This is a genomic window from Micromonospora inyonensis (assembly GCF_900091415.1).
Classification (GTDB): Bacteria; Actinomycetota; Actinomycetes; order Mycobacteriales; family Micromonosporaceae; genus Micromonospora; species Micromonospora inyonensis.
The window spans coordinates 2,515,972-2,531,384 of record NZ_FMHU01000001.1; the positions used below are offsets into that span (position 1 = coordinate 2,515,972).

The 15,413-nt window shown below is 74.6% G+C and carries 18 protein-coding genes and 1 tRNA gene; 13 read left to right on the plus strand and 6 right to left on the minus strand.

Features of this window, described 5'->3' with window-relative positions; genetic code table 11:
* Positions 1 to 36: 36 nt before the first annotated feature.
* Positions 37 to 876, plus strand: coding sequence for a RecB family exonuclease (locus GA0074694_RS11350; protein WP_091458988.1), 840 nt, complete (start codon positions 37 to 39; stop codon positions 874 to 876).
* Positions 877 to 888: 12 nt separating this feature from the next.
* Here the strand turns inward: GA0074694_RS11350 and GA0074694_RS11355 are convergent, their stop codons facing one another.
* A complete protein-coding gene (locus GA0074694_RS11355; RefSeq protein ID WP_091456692.1) occupies positions 889 to 1,752 on the minus strand; it encodes an oxygenase MpaB family protein in 864 nt (287 codons plus the stop codon).
* Between the two features lie 44 nt (positions 1,753 to 1,796).
* The gene (locus GA0074694_RS11360) at positions 1,797 to 2,225 is read right to left on the minus strand and encodes a Fur family transcriptional regulator (protein ID WP_091458990.1); all 429 of its coding nucleotides are present in this window, start codon (positions 2,223 to 2,225) and stop codon (positions 1,797 to 1,799) included.
* 175 nt (positions 2,226 to 2,400) lie between these two features.
* On the opposite strand from GA0074694_RS11360, the gene GA0074694_RS11365 reads away from it, so the two are divergent.
* Positions 2,401 to 2,883: a DUF2231 domain-containing protein gene (locus GA0074694_RS11365; protein WP_091456695.1), complete on the plus strand. Its 483-nt coding sequence runs from the start codon at positions 2,401 to 2,403 to the stop codon at positions 2,881 to 2,883.
* 4 nt (positions 2,884 to 2,887) lie between these two features.
* Here the strand turns inward: GA0074694_RS11365 and GA0074694_RS11370 are convergent, their stop codons facing one another.
* A complete protein-coding gene (locus GA0074694_RS11370) occupies positions 2,888 to 3,208 on the minus strand; it encodes a hypothetical protein (protein WP_091456699.1) in 321 nt (106 codons plus the stop codon).
* 136 nt (positions 3,209 to 3,344) lie between these two features.
* Here GA0074694_RS11370 and GA0074694_RS11375 point away from each other — a divergent pair, with 136 nt between their 5' ends.
* Entirely contained in the window at positions 3,345 to 3,524 is a 180-nt protein-coding gene (locus GA0074694_RS11375; protein ID WP_091456701.1) for a hypothetical protein, read from the plus strand.
* 15 nt (positions 3,525 to 3,539) lie between these two features.
* Here GA0074694_RS11375 and GA0074694_RS11380 read toward each other — a convergent pair whose 3' ends face one another.
* The 3 genes from GA0074694_RS11380 to GA0074694_RS11390 form a co-directional block, all read right to left on the minus strand.
* Positions 3,540 to 4,100, minus strand: a complete 561-nt coding sequence (locus tag GA0074694_RS11380) for a flagellar biosynthesis protein FlgA (RefSeq protein ID WP_091456704.1) — start codon at positions 4,098 to 4,100, stop codon at positions 3,540 to 3,542.
* A gap of 195 nt (positions 4,101 to 4,295) precedes the next feature.
* Positions 4,296 to 4,736 (minus strand): FmdB family zinc ribbon protein, encoded by a 441-nt coding sequence (locus GA0074694_RS11385; protein ID WP_245714649.1) that lies wholly within the window; start codon positions 4,734 to 4,736, stop codon positions 4,296 to 4,298.
* A gap of 39 nt (positions 4,737 to 4,775) precedes the next feature.
* Entirely contained in the window at positions 4,776 to 5,396 is a 621-nt protein-coding gene (locus GA0074694_RS11390; protein WP_091456707.1) for a 5-formyltetrahydrofolate cyclo-ligase, read from the minus strand.
* A gap of 83 nt (positions 5,397 to 5,479) precedes the next feature.
* Here GA0074694_RS11390 and GA0074694_RS11395 point away from each other — a divergent pair, with 83 nt between their 5' ends.
* The 10 genes from GA0074694_RS11395 to GA0074694_RS11440 all read left to right on the plus strand — a co-directional run bounded on the left by GA0074694_RS11395 (position 5,480) and on the right by GA0074694_RS11440 (position 14,981).
* Entirely contained in the window at positions 5,480 to 7,660 is a 2,181-nt protein-coding gene (locus GA0074694_RS11395; RefSeq protein ID WP_176737873.1) for a diguanylate cyclase, read from the plus strand.
* A 9-nt stretch (positions 7,661 to 7,669) separates the two neighbouring features.
* Positions 7,670 to 8,632 carry a UTP--glucose-1-phosphate uridylyltransferase gene (locus GA0074694_RS11400; RefSeq protein ID WP_091456710.1) on the plus strand — a complete coding sequence of 321 codons (963 nt, stop codon included), beginning with the start codon at positions 7,670 to 7,672 and terminating at the stop codon, positions 8,630 to 8,632.
* Entirely contained in the window at positions 8,629 to 9,945 is a 1,317-nt protein-coding gene (locus tag GA0074694_RS11405; RefSeq protein WP_091456714.1) for a molybdopterin molybdotransferase MoeA, read from the plus strand. The genes GA0074694_RS11400 and GA0074694_RS11405 overlap by 4 nt, the downstream gene beginning before the upstream one ends.
* Positions 9,946 to 9,961: 16 nt before the next feature.
* Entirely contained in the window at positions 9,962 to 10,603 is a 642-nt protein-coding gene (locus GA0074694_RS11410) for a GNAT family N-acetyltransferase (protein WP_091458996.1), read from the plus strand.
* Between the two features lie 180 nt (positions 10,604 to 10,783).
* Positions 10,784 to 11,629, plus strand: coding sequence for a divisome protein SepX/GlpR (gene sepX, locus GA0074694_RS11415; RefSeq protein ID WP_176737874.1), 846 nt, complete (start codon positions 10,784 to 10,786; stop codon positions 11,627 to 11,629).
* A 278-nt stretch (positions 11,630 to 11,907) separates the two neighbouring features.
* Positions 11,908 to 11,981 (plus strand) — tRNA-Ala (locus tag GA0074694_RS11420).
* Positions 11,982 to 12,083: 102 nt separating this feature from the next.
* The gene (locus tag GA0074694_RS11425; RefSeq protein WP_091456720.1) at positions 12,084 to 12,560 is read left to right on the plus strand and encodes a DUF4279 domain-containing protein; all 477 of its coding nucleotides are present in this window, start codon (positions 12,084 to 12,086) and stop codon (positions 12,558 to 12,560) included.
* Between the two features lie 124 nt (positions 12,561 to 12,684).
* The gene (locus GA0074694_RS11430; RefSeq protein ID WP_141714055.1) at positions 12,685 to 13,158 is read left to right on the plus strand and encodes a hypothetical protein; all 474 of its coding nucleotides are present in this window, start codon (positions 12,685 to 12,687) and stop codon (positions 13,156 to 13,158) included.
* 262 nt (positions 13,159 to 13,420) lie between these two features.
* Positions 13,421 to 13,843: a YciI family protein gene (locus GA0074694_RS11435; protein ID WP_091456729.1), complete on the plus strand. Its 423-nt coding sequence runs from the start codon at positions 13,421 to 13,423 to the stop codon at positions 13,841 to 13,843.
* Positions 13,836 to 14,981, plus strand: a complete 1,146-nt coding sequence (locus GA0074694_RS11440) for an RNA polymerase sigma factor (RefSeq protein ID WP_091456733.1) — start codon at positions 13,836 to 13,838, stop codon at positions 14,979 to 14,981. The genes GA0074694_RS11435 and GA0074694_RS11440 overlap by 8 nt, the downstream gene beginning before the upstream one ends.
* The last annotated feature ends 432 nt before the right edge of the window (positions 14,982 to 15,413 follow it).

The following is a 15,413-nucleotide window of genomic DNA, read 5'->3' on the forward strand; positions in this document are numbered from 1 at the left end:
CGTGCCGGGCAGCCCGAGCAGCTCGGCTTCGCCGGCATGCCGGAGCGGCTCTTCGTCTGCACACCGAGCAAGCTCGGGGCGTACGCCGACTGCCCCCGTCGCTACCGCTACTCCTACGTCGACCGTCCCGCCCCGCCGAAGGGGCCGCCGTGGGCGCACAACTCCCTCGGCGCGAGCGTGCACACCGCCCTGAAGAACTGGTACGCGATCCCCGTCGACCGGCGTCACCCGCAGGCGCTGGCCGCCCTGCTCAAGGGCACCTGGGTCCGCGACGGCTACCGCGACGACGAGCAGGAGCGGGCCGCCTTCCGGCGGGCGCTGTCCTGGCTGGAGGGGTACGTCGACACCCTCGACCCGGCCGACGAGCCGGTCGGGGTGGAGCGGACGGTGGCGGCGAAGACCGCCGTGCTGGCGCTCAACGGCCGCGCCGACCGGATCGACTCCCGCCCCGGCCCGGACGGCCCCGAGCTGGTCATCGTCGACTACAAGACCGGCCGCGCCGGGCTGGACGCCGACGACGCCCGGGGATCGCAGGCGCTGGCGCTCTACGCCTACGCCGCCGAGCGGGTGTTCCGCCGGCCGTGCCGTCGGGTCGAGCTGCACCACCTGCCCACCGGCACGGTCGCCGCCCACGAGCACACCCCCGAGTCCCTCGCCCGGCAGGTCGACCGGGCCGAGCAGACCGCGCGGGACATCATGGCCGCCGAGCGGTCCGTCGCCGACGGGGCCGGCCCCGACGCGGCGTTCCCCACCCTCCCCGGCACGCACTGCGGCTGGTGCGACTTCCGGCGGATCTGTCCCGACGGGGCGCGGGCTCCCGGCCAGGAGCCGTGGGCCGCCGTGGAACGGACCCTGGCGGCAACCCCACGGGACTGACCGCAGGGCCGCTCAGGCCGGCACGGCCGGGCCGGCGAGCCGGGCGGCGCGGGCCTTGGCGGCCTGCTGGAGCGGGCCTTCCCGGTAACGCTGGGGAACGGCGGCCAGTGCCAGCCGTAACGCCCGCAGGCCCACCTCGGCCGAGAGGGCGGTGGTGGGCAGCCCCAGCCCGCCGTAGAGCCGCTGGGCCCAGCCGGGCAGCAGGCCCAGCGCCGTACCGGCGACGCCGAAATACGCCCAGCGGGGCGGGCCGAGGGTGAGGCCGAGCCGCACCGGGAGGCTGAACCTCCCGGGTAGCGGCGGAGCGGTGAGGAAGAGCGCGGTCTCTGCCGCCTCCCGGGTCATCCGCAGCTCCGGTCGGATCCGCCGGTAGTAGTCGTCGACCTCGGCCGCTGTGCCCGGGACGGTCTCCGGGTCCAGCCCGACCAGGGCCGCCGTCCGGCGCTGCTCGGTGTAGTAGCCGTCCACCTCGGCGTCGGTCAACGACAGCCCGGCCCGCCGGGCGGTGCTGACGAACGACTCGACCTCGGTGACGTGCACCCAGCGGAGCAGGTCGGGCTCGTCGATCCGGAACTCTTCCCCGGTGCCCGGGTCGACGGCCCGGAGCCGGGCGTGCAGCCTCCGCAGCCGGCGGCCGGCCGCCTCCGCCTCGGCGGTGGTGCCGTAGATCGTGGTCGCCACGTAGGTGGCGGTGCGCAGCAGCCGGCCCCACGAGTCCCGGCGGTAGTTGCTGTTCTGCGCCACCCCGGCCATCGCCCGGGGGTGCAGGGCCTGGAGGTAGAGCGCACGCAGGCCGGCGACGAGCAGGACGGGTTCCCCGTGGACCTTCCAGGTCACCGAGTCGGGACCGAAGAGGCCGAGGTCATCGGATTCCACCGATCAAGAGTGCCACGCCGGTGGACGGGGCGGCCGGCGTCGGGTCAGACGTCGGCCCGGCGGCGGGCCTGGCAGGCGGGGCAGAGCCCCCAGAAGGTGACCTCCGCCTCGTCGACCTGGAACCCGTGGGCGGTGCTCGGGTCGAGGCACGGGGCGCTGCCCACGGCGCAGTCGATGTCGGCGATGTCGCCGCAGCCACGGCAGACCACGTGGTGGTGGTTGTCCCCGGCGCGTGCCTCGAACCGGGCGGGGCTGCCGGCCGGTTCGATCCGGCGGGACAGGCCGGCCCGGGAGAGCGCGCCGAGCACGTCGTACACCGCCTGGGTGGAGACCGAGTCCAACCGCTCACGGACCCGCCGGGTGATCTCGTCGACATCGAGGTGCCCGCCGGCGGCGAGGACGTCGAGGACGGCGAGCCGGGGTCGGGTGACCCGCAGGCCCTTCGACCTGAGCAGTTCCTCGGCACCGGACATGAGCACATCACAGCACGCCGCCGTGGGGCCGCCGCCCCGCCTCCGGAGCACGTGGCCCCGGCCACAGCCCAGGTCACCGCAGGTGGCGCTGAACCGGACCCCCACGGAACGCGTGTATGCGGGCGGGACCGGGGGCGACGTACGCTGCCGGGCGCGGAACCATCGGAGGTGGCGGGTGTTCGAGACGGTCGCAGGGTTGCCGGTACACGTCCTGGTCGTGCACGCCGTCGTGGTGTTCGTGCCGTTGCTGGCGTTGCTCGCCGTCGCGTACGGGGTGCTGCCCCGGTGGCGCGACCGCCTCGGCTGGGCGGTGGGGGTGCTCGCCGTGGTGACGCCGGTGGTCGCCTGGGTGGCGACCGAGTCCGGCGAGGCGTTCGAGAACATGCTCCGGGACGGTGGCTACCCGCCGGAGATCCTCTCCCAGGTCGAGACCCACTCCGGTTACGGCGACCTGCTGTTCCGGGCGACCCTGGGGCTGGCCGTCGCGGCGGTCGCGTTGCTGCTGGTGACGAGCGGGCGGGCCCGCGCCCGGTCACTGCCGTCCTGGCTGCCGGTGGTGCTGACGGTCGTGGTGGTCGCCCTGGCGGTGCTCGCGATGGCCTACGTCTACCTGACCGGGGAGACGGGTGCCCGCGCGGTCTGGGACGGCGTGGCCTGACCCCTCAGGACAGCACCCGCGAGCAGAGCAGGCAGATCACCACCAGCAGCACCACCCCGGCCACCGCTCCCACGACCTGGGTGACCCGCTGGGCCCGCTGCTCGGCGGCGTCCAGCGCGTCCGCGTCCTGCCCCGGCAGCCGGCGTGGCGGCGGGGGTAGCAGGTGCAGCGGTGGACGCCAGCCCGGCGGGGGCGCGGTGGTGGGCGGGGGACCGGCGTAACCGCTGGCCGGCGGGGCGGCCGTCGGCGGGGTCGCCGGTGGCGCGGGCTCACCGTCCGGCGGCCGACGCCAGTAGTCGTCCTCGGAACCGTGGGGCGTCGTCACGCCGTCCGACGCTACCGGGAGCCGGCGCGCGGCACCGGGACGCGGCGCGCGGGACGACCGTGGCGGGGCCGCGCCGTGGGCGGTCGTCCCGCCCGGTCCCGGGCCGCACCACCGCGCGCTCGGTTACGCTCTGCTCGTGAGCACGGAGGATCGGCTGCTGCACACGCCCGGCGACGACGACCGCGTCGTCGACCTGGGCGACGACTTCGTGGTGCTGCCCGAGCAGACCACGGACGACACCGACCGGGGCTGGGGTGAGTCCACCGGCGGCAACGACGACCGGCTGCTCGCCGAGCGCCCGCCGCACTGGGACTGAGATCCCCCGTGCCGGTCAGCCGCGCACGACGACCGCGAACCGGCTCCCCTCCGGTTGCCCCACCACCCGTTGCGCCTGCGGTGGTGCGAGCGCCAGGTAGAGCGCGGACGAGCCGTCCAGTTCGCCCGCGCCGACCACGTCGAGGACCAGCGCCCCGGAGGCGAGCAGGACGGTCGTGACCGGTCCGGCGGCGGGCAGCGCCAGCAGGTCCACCCGGCTCCCGGGGCCCACGACGGCGAGGGCGGCCGGCTCGGCCAGGCGGACCGGCACCCCGACCGTGCCGTCGGGCAGCGGGAGCGACCCACCGGTCCGGTCCCCGCGCCCTTCCCTGGCTGCCACCGCCGGCGGGCCGGACGGGTCGGTACCGGTCGGGGCCGGGGAGCCGGTCGGGGCGGCCGTGCCGGGGGGAGCCGCACCGGGGACCGGCGTGCATCCGGGCGGGGTGTAAAGGATCGTGACGGCCAGCCCGAGGAGCGCGGCGACGAGGCCCGCCCGCAGCAGCGTGCCCGGACCGGGCCGGGCCGGCCACCGGACCGGACGCAGTGACCGTTCGCCGACCGTACGGCCGAAGCGCATGCCCGCCTCCCTCACCCGTGGCGGCGATCCGCTGGCCCGCCCCGGTCGTCGCCGGATCGACGCGGGAACGCGCCGGGTCAGCAGGTTAGGCGGCGGGAGACGGCGACGCGGGCCGCCTGTGGACGACCCGCGTGCCTGTGGACGACGCCCGGCGGGGGAGTGGATCTGCTATGGCAGGGCCGGTGCCGGAGGCGGTCAGGAGGAGGAGCTGGCGGCGGGGGCCTTGGCCGTGGAGGAGCTGCCCGACGAGCTGCCGGAGCCGTTGCCGCTGGCGGGGGAGGACGACGAGGACGAGGAGGACGACGAGGACGACGAGGACGACGAGCCGGAGTCGCCGCTGGACGAGCCGTTCGACGACGACTCGGACTTGCCCGCCTTGCCGCCGGTCAGCGAGTCCGAACCCGAGGAACGCGAGTCGGTGCGGTAGAAGCCGGAGCCCTTGAAGACGATGCCGACCGAGTTGAACAGCTTGCGCAGCCGACCCGTACACGCCGGGCACTCGGTCAACGGCTCGTCAGAGAAGGACTGCACCGCCTCGAGCTGGTGGCCGCACGCGGTGCAGGCGTACTGGTACGTGGGCACGTTCTCCTCCGGATCTGGCACGGCCTGTTGGCACTCGACCTGTTCGAGTGCCAATGGTGCGTCATCCGACCCGGGTTCGTCCAGCCGGTGTGGTCAAGCCGTGGTCAACTCCCGTAGCCCGCCGGTCGGCGTGACCACCGCCCGGACCGGCCGGTCGTGCGGCTCGGCGGGCAGCCGGTCGATCAACTCGCCGTCGTGCAGCAGGGCGACCGTCCAGGCTCCGGCGGGCACCCGGGCCAGCGCCCGGTCGTACGACCCGCCGCCCCGACCGAGCCGGATCCCCCGCCGGTCCACCGCCAGCGCCGGCACCACCACCAGTTCCGCCCCGGCCACCGCCTGCCGCCCCAACCGGGGACCGGCCGGCTCCCGCATCCCCCGGCCCGCCGCGACCAGGGCGTCCGGACCGGCGTACCCGGCCCAGTCCAGGTCGAGATCCGCCCGGAGCACCGGCAGCAGCAGCTCCGCCCCTTCCGGGAGCGCCCCGCGCAGCACCTCCGGCAGGTCGGGCCCGCCCGGCTCGGAGCCCACCGGCACGTACCCGGTCATCCGGCGCGGACGCAGCCGGCGTACCAGATCGACCAGCGTGTCCCCGACGGCGGCGGCTGCGGCGGCCCGCTCGACGGCACCCAGGGCCCGGCGGCGCGCGAGCAGCTCCGCGCGGGTCCGGGGCTTCGTCCCGGAGGTCGCTTCCGCTTCATCAGAAAAATCCGTCACGCAACACTCCTGACGCAACGCTCGTTCCGCGGTGCCGCTGTGTCAGCATCGCAGCATCGGGCGTAGGACTTCCGGGGGGAAGAGTGACGCTACGCGGGCGGTTGACCGCAGCCTTCCTCACGGTGGTGCTCGGTCCGGTCCTGCTCGGGGCGTTCTTCGTCGGCACCACCCTGGCCACGGTGGACCAGCGGCGCTCCGCCGAACGGCTCGGGCTGGCCGTCGGGGCCGTCCGGACCTCCGTCGACGCTCTCTGCCAGCAACTGCGGGCCGCCGCCGACGCGGTGGCGCTGCGCGGCGCGGACCCGGTCGGCCGGGCGGGTGCCGCCACCCAGGTGGTCAGCCGGGGGCTGGCCGCCGCCGTCCTGGTCACCGACGTGACCGGGGAGACCGCCTACACCACGCCCGGCGCGCCGGACCGGCCCTGGCTGGACTGCGCCGGCCCTCGCCGGTTCGACGGCCCGATCCGGGCGCTCACCGCCGAGGTGGAGCTGCGCGACCGGGCCGGGGCCATGCTGGGCCGGGTCGCCGCCGCCCAGCTCGTCGACCCGGGCTTCGTCGCCCGGCTCGCCGCGGTCACCGGCGTCGAGATCACGCTCCTCACCGGCGACGCCGGCATCGCGCAGACCACCGAGGCGGCCGGGGTACGTGACGAGGTGCTGGCCGCCGCCGCCCCGGTCGGCGACGACCGGGTCACCGGCACCGGTGCCGGGCGGTACGTCCGTCGTGCGGGCCCGGTCCCCGGCCAGCCGCTGCCCCTGCTCCTCTCCGTCCCGAGCGACCAGTCACCGGGCCTGCACGCGGCCCTGGTCGCCGCGGCCCTGCTCGCCGGGCTGCTCGCCGTGCTCGCCGCGGGGCGGCTGGCCCGGGTGACCACCCGACCGTTGGCCGAGCTGGCGCACGCCGTCGACCGGGTCGCCCGGGGGGACCTGACCGCCCGGGTGCCGGTGCGCAGCCACGACGAGATCGGCCGGCTGGCCGGCACGTTCAACCGGATGACCCGGGAGACCCAGTCCTACGTGGCCGCCCTGACCAGCAGCCGGGACCAGATGCGCGGCCACCTCGCCGTGCTCGGCGACACCCTCGCCAGCACCCACGACCTGGACCGCATCCTCCGGGTCATCCTGCACAGCGCGATCGCGGCGACCGGCGCGCGGTCCGGCGCGGTGCTGCTGGTGGAGGAGGACGACATCCTCGTCGGACGGTGCCTGGCCGGGTCGGACGGCGACGACGAAGCCCCGGAGCCAGCCGCACTGCGGGTGCCGGTGGGCAGTGGCGTGGTGGGAGCGGTGGCGGCCACCGGCGAGCCCCGGCGCGGCCGGGTCGAACCGGGTGACGCGCCACCGGGCGAGCCGGGCCGGACGTACGTGGCGGTGCCCTTCGCCGCGCCCGGCGCGGCGGCCGACGTCCCCGGGCGGGCCGCTGTCACCGGGGAGGCCGCCCCGGGCACGCTCGGCGTGCTGGTCCTCTACGACCGGCTCGGCGCCGACGGGTTCGACGACGACGACCTGGTGACCCTGCGGACGTTCGCCGGGCACGCGGCGGTGGCGGTGGAGAACGTCCGGGTCCACGAGGAGGCGCAGCGGCTCTCGCTGACCGACCCGCTCACCGGGCTCTGGAACTACCGCTACCTGCGCGAGTCGATCCGTCGGGAGGTGGAACGGGCCAGCCGGTTCGGCCGGATGCTCAGCGTCCTCGCCCTGGACCTGGACCTGTTCAAGAAGGTCAACGACACGTACGGGCACGCCGTCGGCGACGCCGTGCTGGTCGAGTTCGCCCGCCGGGTACGCGGCGAGATCCGCGAGGTGGACCTGGCCTTCCGGCAGGGCGGCGAGGAGTTCGTGCTGCTGCTGCCGGAGACCGACGCGCGGGGCGCGGCGATCGTGGCGGAGCGGCTCGGCGCGGCGGTCCGGGACAGCCCGATCGTCACGGAGTCGCGGTCCGGTGGGCCCGGGTCCGGACCGGTGCGGATCCCGGTGACCGTGTCGGTGGGCATCGCCGTCTACCCCGACCACGCCAGCACCGCCCAGCAGGTGCTCGACGCCGCCGACGCCGCCCTGTACGCGGCGAAGGCGGCCGGCCGGGACACGTACCGGGTGGCCCCGGTGCCGGTTCGCCCCACGGCCGAGGAGATCACGGTCCGGGCGGGAGCGGCCCCACCCGAGGACGGTATGCCCCGCGCGGGTGCCGGGGGAGGTACGCGTCACGTGGCCGACGGCGGCGCGTCTTCCGGGCCACACCCGCCGCGGCAGAGCCGTGGCCGATAGTCTCGCGACATGTCGGAGCAACCAGCGAATCCTTCAACGGCGTCCACCTCGACCGGCCGCCCGAGGGCGGTCAAGGCCGTCATCCCGGCCGCCGGTCTGGCCACCCGGTTCCTGCCTGCGACGAAGGCGGTCCCCAAGGAGCTGCTGCCGGTGGTCGACCGGCCGGTGTTGCAGTACATCGTCGAGGAGGCCACCCAGGCCGGGATCGGCGACGTCCTGCTGATCACCGGTCGGGGCAAGACCTCGATGGTCGACCACTTCGACCGCCGACCCGACCTGGAGGCACGGCTGGAGGAGAAGGGGGACGCGGAGCGGCTGGCCGCCGTCCGTCGCCCCAGCGAGCTGGCCGAGATCTACACCTGCCGGCAGCCCGAGCAGCTCGGTCTCGGTCACGCCGTCGGGTACGCCGAGTCGCACGTCGGCGACCAACCCTTCGCGGTGCTCCTCGGCGACGAGTTCGTCAAGCCGTCCGAGCCGCTGCTGCCGGCCATGCTGGAGCTCCAGGCCCGCACCGGCGGCATCGTGCTCGCCTTCTTCGAGGTCGACCCGGCCGAGACCAAGCGGTACGGCATCGCCTCGGTGGAACCGGCCGAGCCGGAGCTGACCGACGTCGGCGAGGTCGTCCGGGTGACCGGCATGGTGGAGAAGCCGAAGCCGGAGGAGGCCCCGAGCAACCTGGCCGTCCTCGGCCGGTACGTGCTGCCCGGCACGATCTTCGACGCGATCCGGCGGACCGGGCCGGGCAGCGGCGGGGAGATCCAGCTCACCGACGCGATGGAGCTGCTGCGCAGCGAGGGCACACCGGTGCACGCCATCGTCTACCGGGGCACCCGCTACGACACCGGCATGCCGCTGGGCTACCTCCAGACCGTGGTGCAGATCGCCAGTGAGCGGGAGGACCTGGGCGACGAGTTCCGCAAGTGGTTGGGGGAGTTCGTCGCCTCCGACGCGTCGGGCGGTCCTAGTACATGACCGCGACGGCCGACGCCGAGGCGGCCGCGAACGAGTTGACGCCGCTCGCCGACTACCTGGGCAGCGTGCTGCGCAGGTTACGCGCGCTGCCTCCGCTCGACCTCGACCTCACCCAGGCGTACGGCAACGTCCTCGCCGAGGACGTCGTCGCGCCGCACTCGTACCCGGCCTTCGACCAGGCCGCGGTCGACGGGTACGCGGCACGCTGGGAGGACATCGGTTCCGGTGCGGGCCGGGGCGTCGGGTACGCCCCGGGCCGCACCGGATCGCCGAGCGGCCGTACCGTCCGGCTGAACGTGGTCGGTGACCTCGGCGCGGCCAGCTGGCGGCCGGTCCGGCTCACCCCCGGTTCGTGCTTCTCGGTGGCGGCCGGCGCGCCGCTGCCGTCCGGCGCGGACGTGGTGGTCCCGGTGGAGTGGACCGACCAGGGCATGGCCGCCGTCGAGATCTTCCGCGTCCCCAAGCGCGGGTACGGGGTCCGCCGGGCCGGTGAGGAGCTGCCCGCCGGCACGCTGCTCGCCCGCGCCGGCACGTACGTCTCCCCGGCGCTGGTCGCGGTCTTCGCCGCCACCGGGCTCGGGCACGTGGTGGTCCGCCCCAGCCCCCGGGTGGTCATCGTGGCCACCGGGGACGAGCTGGTCGACGTGGGCCGGGGCAGCCAGCCCGGGCAGGTCGTGGACGCCAACTCGCACGCGTTGACGGCCGCCGCCGCGGAGGTGGGCGCGCTGGCGTACCGGGTGGGCATCTGCGACGACGACCCGGAGGCGCTGCGCGGCCTGCTGGAGGACCAGACGCTGCGGGCCGACCTGATCATCACCACCGGCGGCACCGGCACCGGGCCGGGCGACATGGTCCGCCGGATCCTCACCCGTCGGGAGGGGGGCCGGGCCGGCCCGGTCACCTTCACCGAGGTCGCCCTCTATCCCGGTACGTCCCTCGGATTCGGTACGGTCGGAGCCGAGGAGGTGCCGGTGGTCTGTCTGCCCGGTGAGCCCGGTGCCGCGATGATCGGCTTCGAGGTGCTGGCCCGTCCCGCGATCAACCTGCTCGCCGGGGCGGAACCGGTGTTCCGGCCGAGCGTCCGCGCGCACCTGCTGGAAACCATCACGTCCCCCGGTGGGCTGCGGGAGTTCCGCCCCGCGCACGTGGCCGAGCGGCGCGGCGGCGGCTACACCGTCCAGCCGCTGCCGGGCGGTCCGTTCACCCTCTCCGGACTGGCCGAGGCGAACGGGCTGATGGTCCTCGGCGAGCGGGTCACCACGGCCGCGGCCGGTTCCACCGTGGACGTGCTGCTGCTGGACCGTCGCCGGTGAACGGGCGATGATCGGGATGCTGTTCGGCAACGTCCCCGGCTGGCCGGCCGTCCTCGCCGACGGCCCGGTGGTGCTGCGGCCGTACCGCCGCTCGGACGCGGCAGCCTGGTCGGAGGTACGCCGGGCGAACCGGGCCTGGCTGGCGCCCTGGGAGTCCTCGGTGCCCGGCCGCTGGGACGAGACGAACTCACCCGACGCGTTCCGCTACGTCCACCGTGACCAGCGCCGGTCCGCGCGCGTCGGTGAGGGGATGCCCTTCGCGGTGTGCCTGCACGAGAACGGGCGCGAGCGCCTGGTCGGACACCTGAACATCGGCAACATCGTCCGGCGCGCGTTCTGCTCCGGCTACGTCGGCTACTGGGTGGACAGTCGGGTGGCCGGGCGCGGGGTGATCCCCACCGCGATGGCGCTCGCCGTCGACCATGCCTTCGGCCCGGGTGGGCTACACCGGGTCGAGGTGAACATCCGTCCGGAGAACGGGCCGTCCCGGCGGGTGGTGGAGAAGCTCGGCTTCCGCGAGGAGGCGTACCACCAGCGGTACATGCACATCGACGGTGCGTGGCGCGACCACATCGGATACGCGATGACCAGCGAGGAGGTGGCCGCCGAGGGCGGCCTGCTGGCCCGCTGGCACCGGGTACGCGCCGCCGCCGGATGATCTGTCCCACCGTCGACAATCCGGCGCGGCGCACAATCTTCCTGCTCGGTCGCCCGTAACCTCAAGTAACTGCAAGCTGTGGCAAGCGCTGCGGTGACCGCATGATCGGCGGAACGGGCGATGTCCGGTCGAAGATCGTGCGGCCGGCGCGCGGATGTCCGAACTTCGGTGACGGGAGGGGTGAGGGTGCCGACCTCGGTGCTCCTCGCCGTCCTCGCCGCCGCCGGCCTGCTGGCTCTCGCCCCGGCGCTCGTGCGTCGGTACGACGCCACCGAGCGGCTGGTGGCGGAGCGGGCGCAGTCGACGGCGCGGGTGCTCCAGCGCCGCCGACGGCGCCGTACTGTGCCCGGACGCCGCCCGGTGAACCCGTCCCGTTCCCTGGTGGTCACGCTCGGTCCGGACGGCGCGGGCGGGACCACCGCCGTCCGCTCCGCGTCGACCGCCGGTCCGTCGGCCGTCGCGCCGACCGCCGCCGGATCGGGTACGCCCCGGGCCGGCTCACCCGGCCGGGGCTCCGGCCGCCGCTCCGGGCGGCTACGCGCCGTGCCCCCCGCCCCCGGACGCCCCCGCCGCCGACCGCCGCGCCGGCAGCACCCCCCGGTGATCTACCGCCGTCGCCGGGTGCTGGCCGCGCTGCTGCTGCTCAACGTCGTCGAGCTGATCGGGGTGGTCGTGGCCGGCCCCGGGTTCTGGATCAGTGTCTCGGTCACCGGCACCCTGCTCGTCGCGTACGTCGTCCACCTGCGGGCGCGGGCGGTGGCCGAGCGCCGTCGGCGGCGGGCACGGGCCCGGGAGGCGGCCTGGCTGGCCGCCCGGCAGGCCGAGGTGCGCCGGGAACAGGCCCGCCGCGCGGCCGCCCGCCGGGAGCAGCAGCGCCGCCTGGCGGCCCAGCGCGAGGCGGTACGGCGTACCGCCATGGGCCTGGACCGCCCCGACGACCTGCCGGCGGCGGCCAGCGGGGGCGGCTCGGTCTCCTACCGCCGCACCGGTGGGCTGCGCGGCCGCCCCTACCAGTCCCGCCGCTGATCCCGCTCCGCGGACCGTTCCACCCAGAGGTCCGGGCCGGGACGCGGGTCTGGCGGACGGGCGGACGGTCGGGTAGGCGGTCCTTTGGAGCTGCCCGCACGGACGGGGCACCGGCCCGTGCGCGTCGTCGTCCGGGATCATGGCAGCTTCCGGCCCCTCCCACCCCTCCCCGCCGGGGAGGGGTGGGGCGATTCGCTCTGGAGGCGGGGAACCTGTTAGCCTTGTCGCCGGCCCGCCCGGTGAACGCCGGGTGGGACCGAAGCCGGTTCTCCGGCGGAGGGGCTGTGGCGCAGACCGGTAGCGCACCTCGTTCGCATCGAGGGGGTCAGGGGTTCAAATCCCCTCAGCTCCACCCAGCTCGAAGGCCGTTTCCGTCAGTCGGAGACGGCCTTTTTGATCTTGTACAGCAGTAACCCGGCAGCGCTGTCGGTGCTCGTGCAGGTAGGGTCCGCCGGTGATCATCTCTCAGTACGCGTACTTCGCGCTGAGTTCGAAGCGGGTTTCGACCGCCGAGATGACCGCGAGGCTCGGCATCGAACCGGACGAGATCGTCGTTCGTGGCAGCCGTCTGGCCAGCCCTGCGAGGCCCGCCGCGCACCGATGGAAGGTCGTGTGCCGCAAGGCGGGGCTGACGGTGAACGAACAGGTCGACCGGATCGTGGAGCGGCTCTTCGGTCACGCGGAACGCATCGGTGAACTGGCCGTCGAGCTGGACGACACCGATGGAGGGCCGGGCGCGAGCATGCTGCAAATCGTCCGCGTGTTCGAGCATCCGGACGGCGAGGAAGAAGATCTGACCAGCCGGGTGGGAGGCCTGCAGAAGCTCCCCGGTCAGCACCAGTTGCTGGGCTGGCACGTGGATGCCCGGGTGTTGGAGTTCCTCCGCCTGACGCGAGCAGAGCTGGACGTGGACGAGTACGCCTACGGATGAGGCTGGCTCCGGACCCGGACGAGCCGCAGCAGGCCGGATGAGCCGGAGCCTACGTCGAGACCACTGAACGGTGCTGCGGGGCAGTGAGTCGTGAGAGCTGGACCGGTCTCGTTACGGTGTGCCCGTGGCGAATGCGACAGCTGGCTGGGGGATGAAGTTCCTGCTCTGGGTCGGGCTTCCTCTCCTCGCCCTCCTCGGGCTGGCCCTCGGCGTGCCCGACGTCGCTCCGGCCTGGCAGGCGAAGTCCGGTGACGGCACGGCGGGCACCTTCATCGCGCGCTACGAGACGTGCGGCCGCAACTGCACCTGGCATGGCGACTTCGTCCCGGACGGGGGCGGGACGCCGCGTAACGACGTCATCGTCTACGACGGGCCGGACGACCTGACCTCGGGGGCCACGGTGGCGGCCCGCGACACGGGTGCCCGCAGGGGTGTCTTCGCCGCCCAGGGCGGCGGCACCTGGCTGCTCTTCACCGGGCTCGCCGTGGCCGGCGTGCTTGCCGCGATCGGCTGGGTGGCCAGCCTGGTCCACGCGATAGCCAGCCGGTGCCGGACACGGCGGGAACCGACCGGACCCGGCACGTCGGTCCAGGGCTGAGGGCGAGCGTCGGTGTGCGTGTGCCCAGGTCACTTCTGTTCAGTCCCAGAAGTTGAACAGCAGCTCGCCGACGGTGGTCGGCCGCCAGTACGGGGCCACCCGCCCTCGCGCCGCCCGTTCAACCGGACATTGCGGACGAATCACCCGGACCCGTGGCGAGGGCCGAGAAATGTCGGGCGGTGATGTCGAGAAACCGTGGCTGGCTCCGTCCCTGGGGTGAAGCTGACCAGAATGGGTCGCACCAGCACCGAGGAGAACCACGATGGCCAAGTACCTGCTGCTCAAGCACTACCGCGGCGCTCCGGCTGCGGTCAACGACGTACCGATGGACCAGTGGACGCCGGAGGAGATCTCGGCGCACATGCAGTACATGAACGACTTCGCGGCCCGGCTCGAGGGGACCGGCGAGTTCGTCGACGGCCAGGCACTCGCCCCGGAGGGGACCTTCGTCCGGTACGACGGTGAGGGGCGCCCGCCGGTCACCGACGGCCCGTTCGCCGAGACCAAGGATCTCATCGCCGGCTGGATGGTGATCGACGTCGACAGCTACGAGCGCGCCATCGAGCTGGCCGGGGAGTTGTCGGCCGCCCCCGGAGCGGGCGGAAAGCCGATTCACGAGTGGCTCGAGGTGCGCCCGTTCCTGGGCGCGGCGCCCACCATCACGGAGTGCCACGCGCATGGATGAGGCTCTGCTCCGGAGCCTCACGCCGAGCGTGCTCGGCATCCTCGTCCGCCGCGGAGCCGACTTCGCGGCGGCCGAGGACGCCGTGCAGGACGCGCTGGTCGAGGCGGTCCGCGCCTGGCCGGCCGACCCGCCACGGGACCCGACGGGCTGGCTGGTCACCGTGGCCTGGCGCCGGTTCCTCGACACGACCCGGGCGGACGCCGCCCGTCGCCGCCGTGAGGACCTCGTCGACGAGGAGCCGGCTCCCGGGCCCGCGCCCGCGGTGGACGACACGCTCCAGCTCTACTTCCTGTGTGCCCACCCGTCGCTGACACCGGCGTCCGCGGTCGCGCTCACGCTGCGCGCCGTCGGGGGGCTGACCACCCGCCAGATCGCCCAGGCCTATCTGGTGCCCGAGGCGACCATGGCGCAGCGCATCAGCCGGGCCAAGCGCACCGTCTCCGGCGTACGGTTCGACCAGCCCGGCGACGTCGCCACCGTGCTGCGCGTCCTCTACCTGGTCTTCAACGAGGGCTACTCCGGCGACGTCGACCTCGCCGCCGAGGCAATCCGACTCACCCGCCAGCTCGCGGCCGCGATCGACCACCCCGAGGTGGCGGGGCTGCTCGCCCTCATGCTGCTCCACCACGCCCGACGCGCCGCCCGCACCGCGCCCGACGGCAGTCTGGTGCCGCTCGCCCAGCAGGACCGCGGCCGGTGGGACACGACGTCGATCGCCGAGGGCGTCGAGATCCTGCAGGCGGCCCTGGCCCGCGACCGGCTGGGCGAGTTCCAGGCCCAGGCTGCCATCGCGGCACTGCACGCTGACGCGCCCACCGCCGAGGAGACCGACTGGGTGCAGATCGTCGAGTGGTACGACGAACTCGCGCGCCTGACCGACAGCCCGGTCGTCCGGCTCAACCGCGCGGTGGCCGTCGGCGAGGCCGACGGACCGCGTGCCGGGCTGGCGGTGCTCGCGGCGCTGGACGACTCACTGCCCCGCCACGCGGCCGTGGCGGCGTACCTGCACGAGCGCGACGGCGACCCGGCGACGGCGGCACGACTGTACGCCGAGGCGGCCCGGAAGGCCCCCAACCTCGCCGAACGCGGCCACCTGACGCGCCAGGCCGCCCGACTCAACGCCCGCCGGTGCCGCTGACGGAACACGCTCGGACCGTCGGCGCCCGGCCCGCGGTCCTCCAATAGGGAATGACGGCTCCCTCCAATGAGGAACACCCGCGCCGGTACGGGTGGCCCGCCCGACCCGCCCGGGATACGATCGGCGCGCATGATCGGGTGCGGGATGCGATGCTTCATCGGGCCGGTTGGCGGCAGAAGTCGCCCCGTTCTCCGACACGTCGCCAGCCCTCTGCCGCTGTTGGAAGAGTGACGCCGGGCATCGGGCTGTCGGTGCCGGAGGTCCGGTCGCGACCCGAGGAGGCCACGTGCCGGAAGTGACCCTGTCCGCGGGCACCATCGACTACGACGACACCGGAGGCGCCGGGCCCGTTGTCGTGTTCCTGCACGGGGTGGCGATGGACGCTTCCCTGTGGCGCAACGTGGTGCCGGCCCTGGCCCCGGAATACCGCTG

Bases quoted from the DNA above. Each gene is read 5' to 3' on its own strand.
- GA0074694_RS11350 (WP_091458988.1), top strand. From the start codon at position 37: ATGCCGGAGCGGCTCTTCGTCTGCACACCGAGCAAGCTCGGGGCGTAC.
- GA0074694_RS11360 (WP_091458990.1), bottom strand. From the start codon at position 2,225: ATGTCCGGTGCCGAGGAACTGCTCAGGTCGAAGGGCCTGCGGGTCACC.
- GA0074694_RS11380 (WP_091456704.1), bottom strand. From the start codon at position 4,100: ATGCGCTTCGGCCGTACGGTCGGCGAACGGTCACTGCGTCCGGTCCGG.
- GA0074694_RS11400 (WP_091456710.1), top strand. From the start codon at position 7,670: ATGTCGGAGCAACCAGCGAATCCTTCAACGGCGTCCACCTCGACCGGC.
- GA0074694_RS11405 (WP_091456714.1), top strand. From the start codon at position 8,629: ATGACCGCGACGGCCGACGCCGAGGCGGCCGCGAACGAGTTGACGCCG.
- GA0074694_RS11410 (WP_091458996.1), top strand. From the start codon at position 9,962: ATGCTGTTCGGCAACGTCCCCGGCTGGCCGGCCGTCCTCGCCGACGGC.
- GA0074694_RS11435 (WP_091456729.1), top strand. From the start codon at position 13,421: ATGGCCAAGTACCTGCTGCTCAAGCACTACCGCGGCGCTCCGGCTGCG.
- GA0074694_RS11440 (WP_091456733.1), top strand. From the start codon at position 13,836: ATGGATGAGGCTCTGCTCCGGAGCCTCACGCCGAGCGTGCTCGGCATC.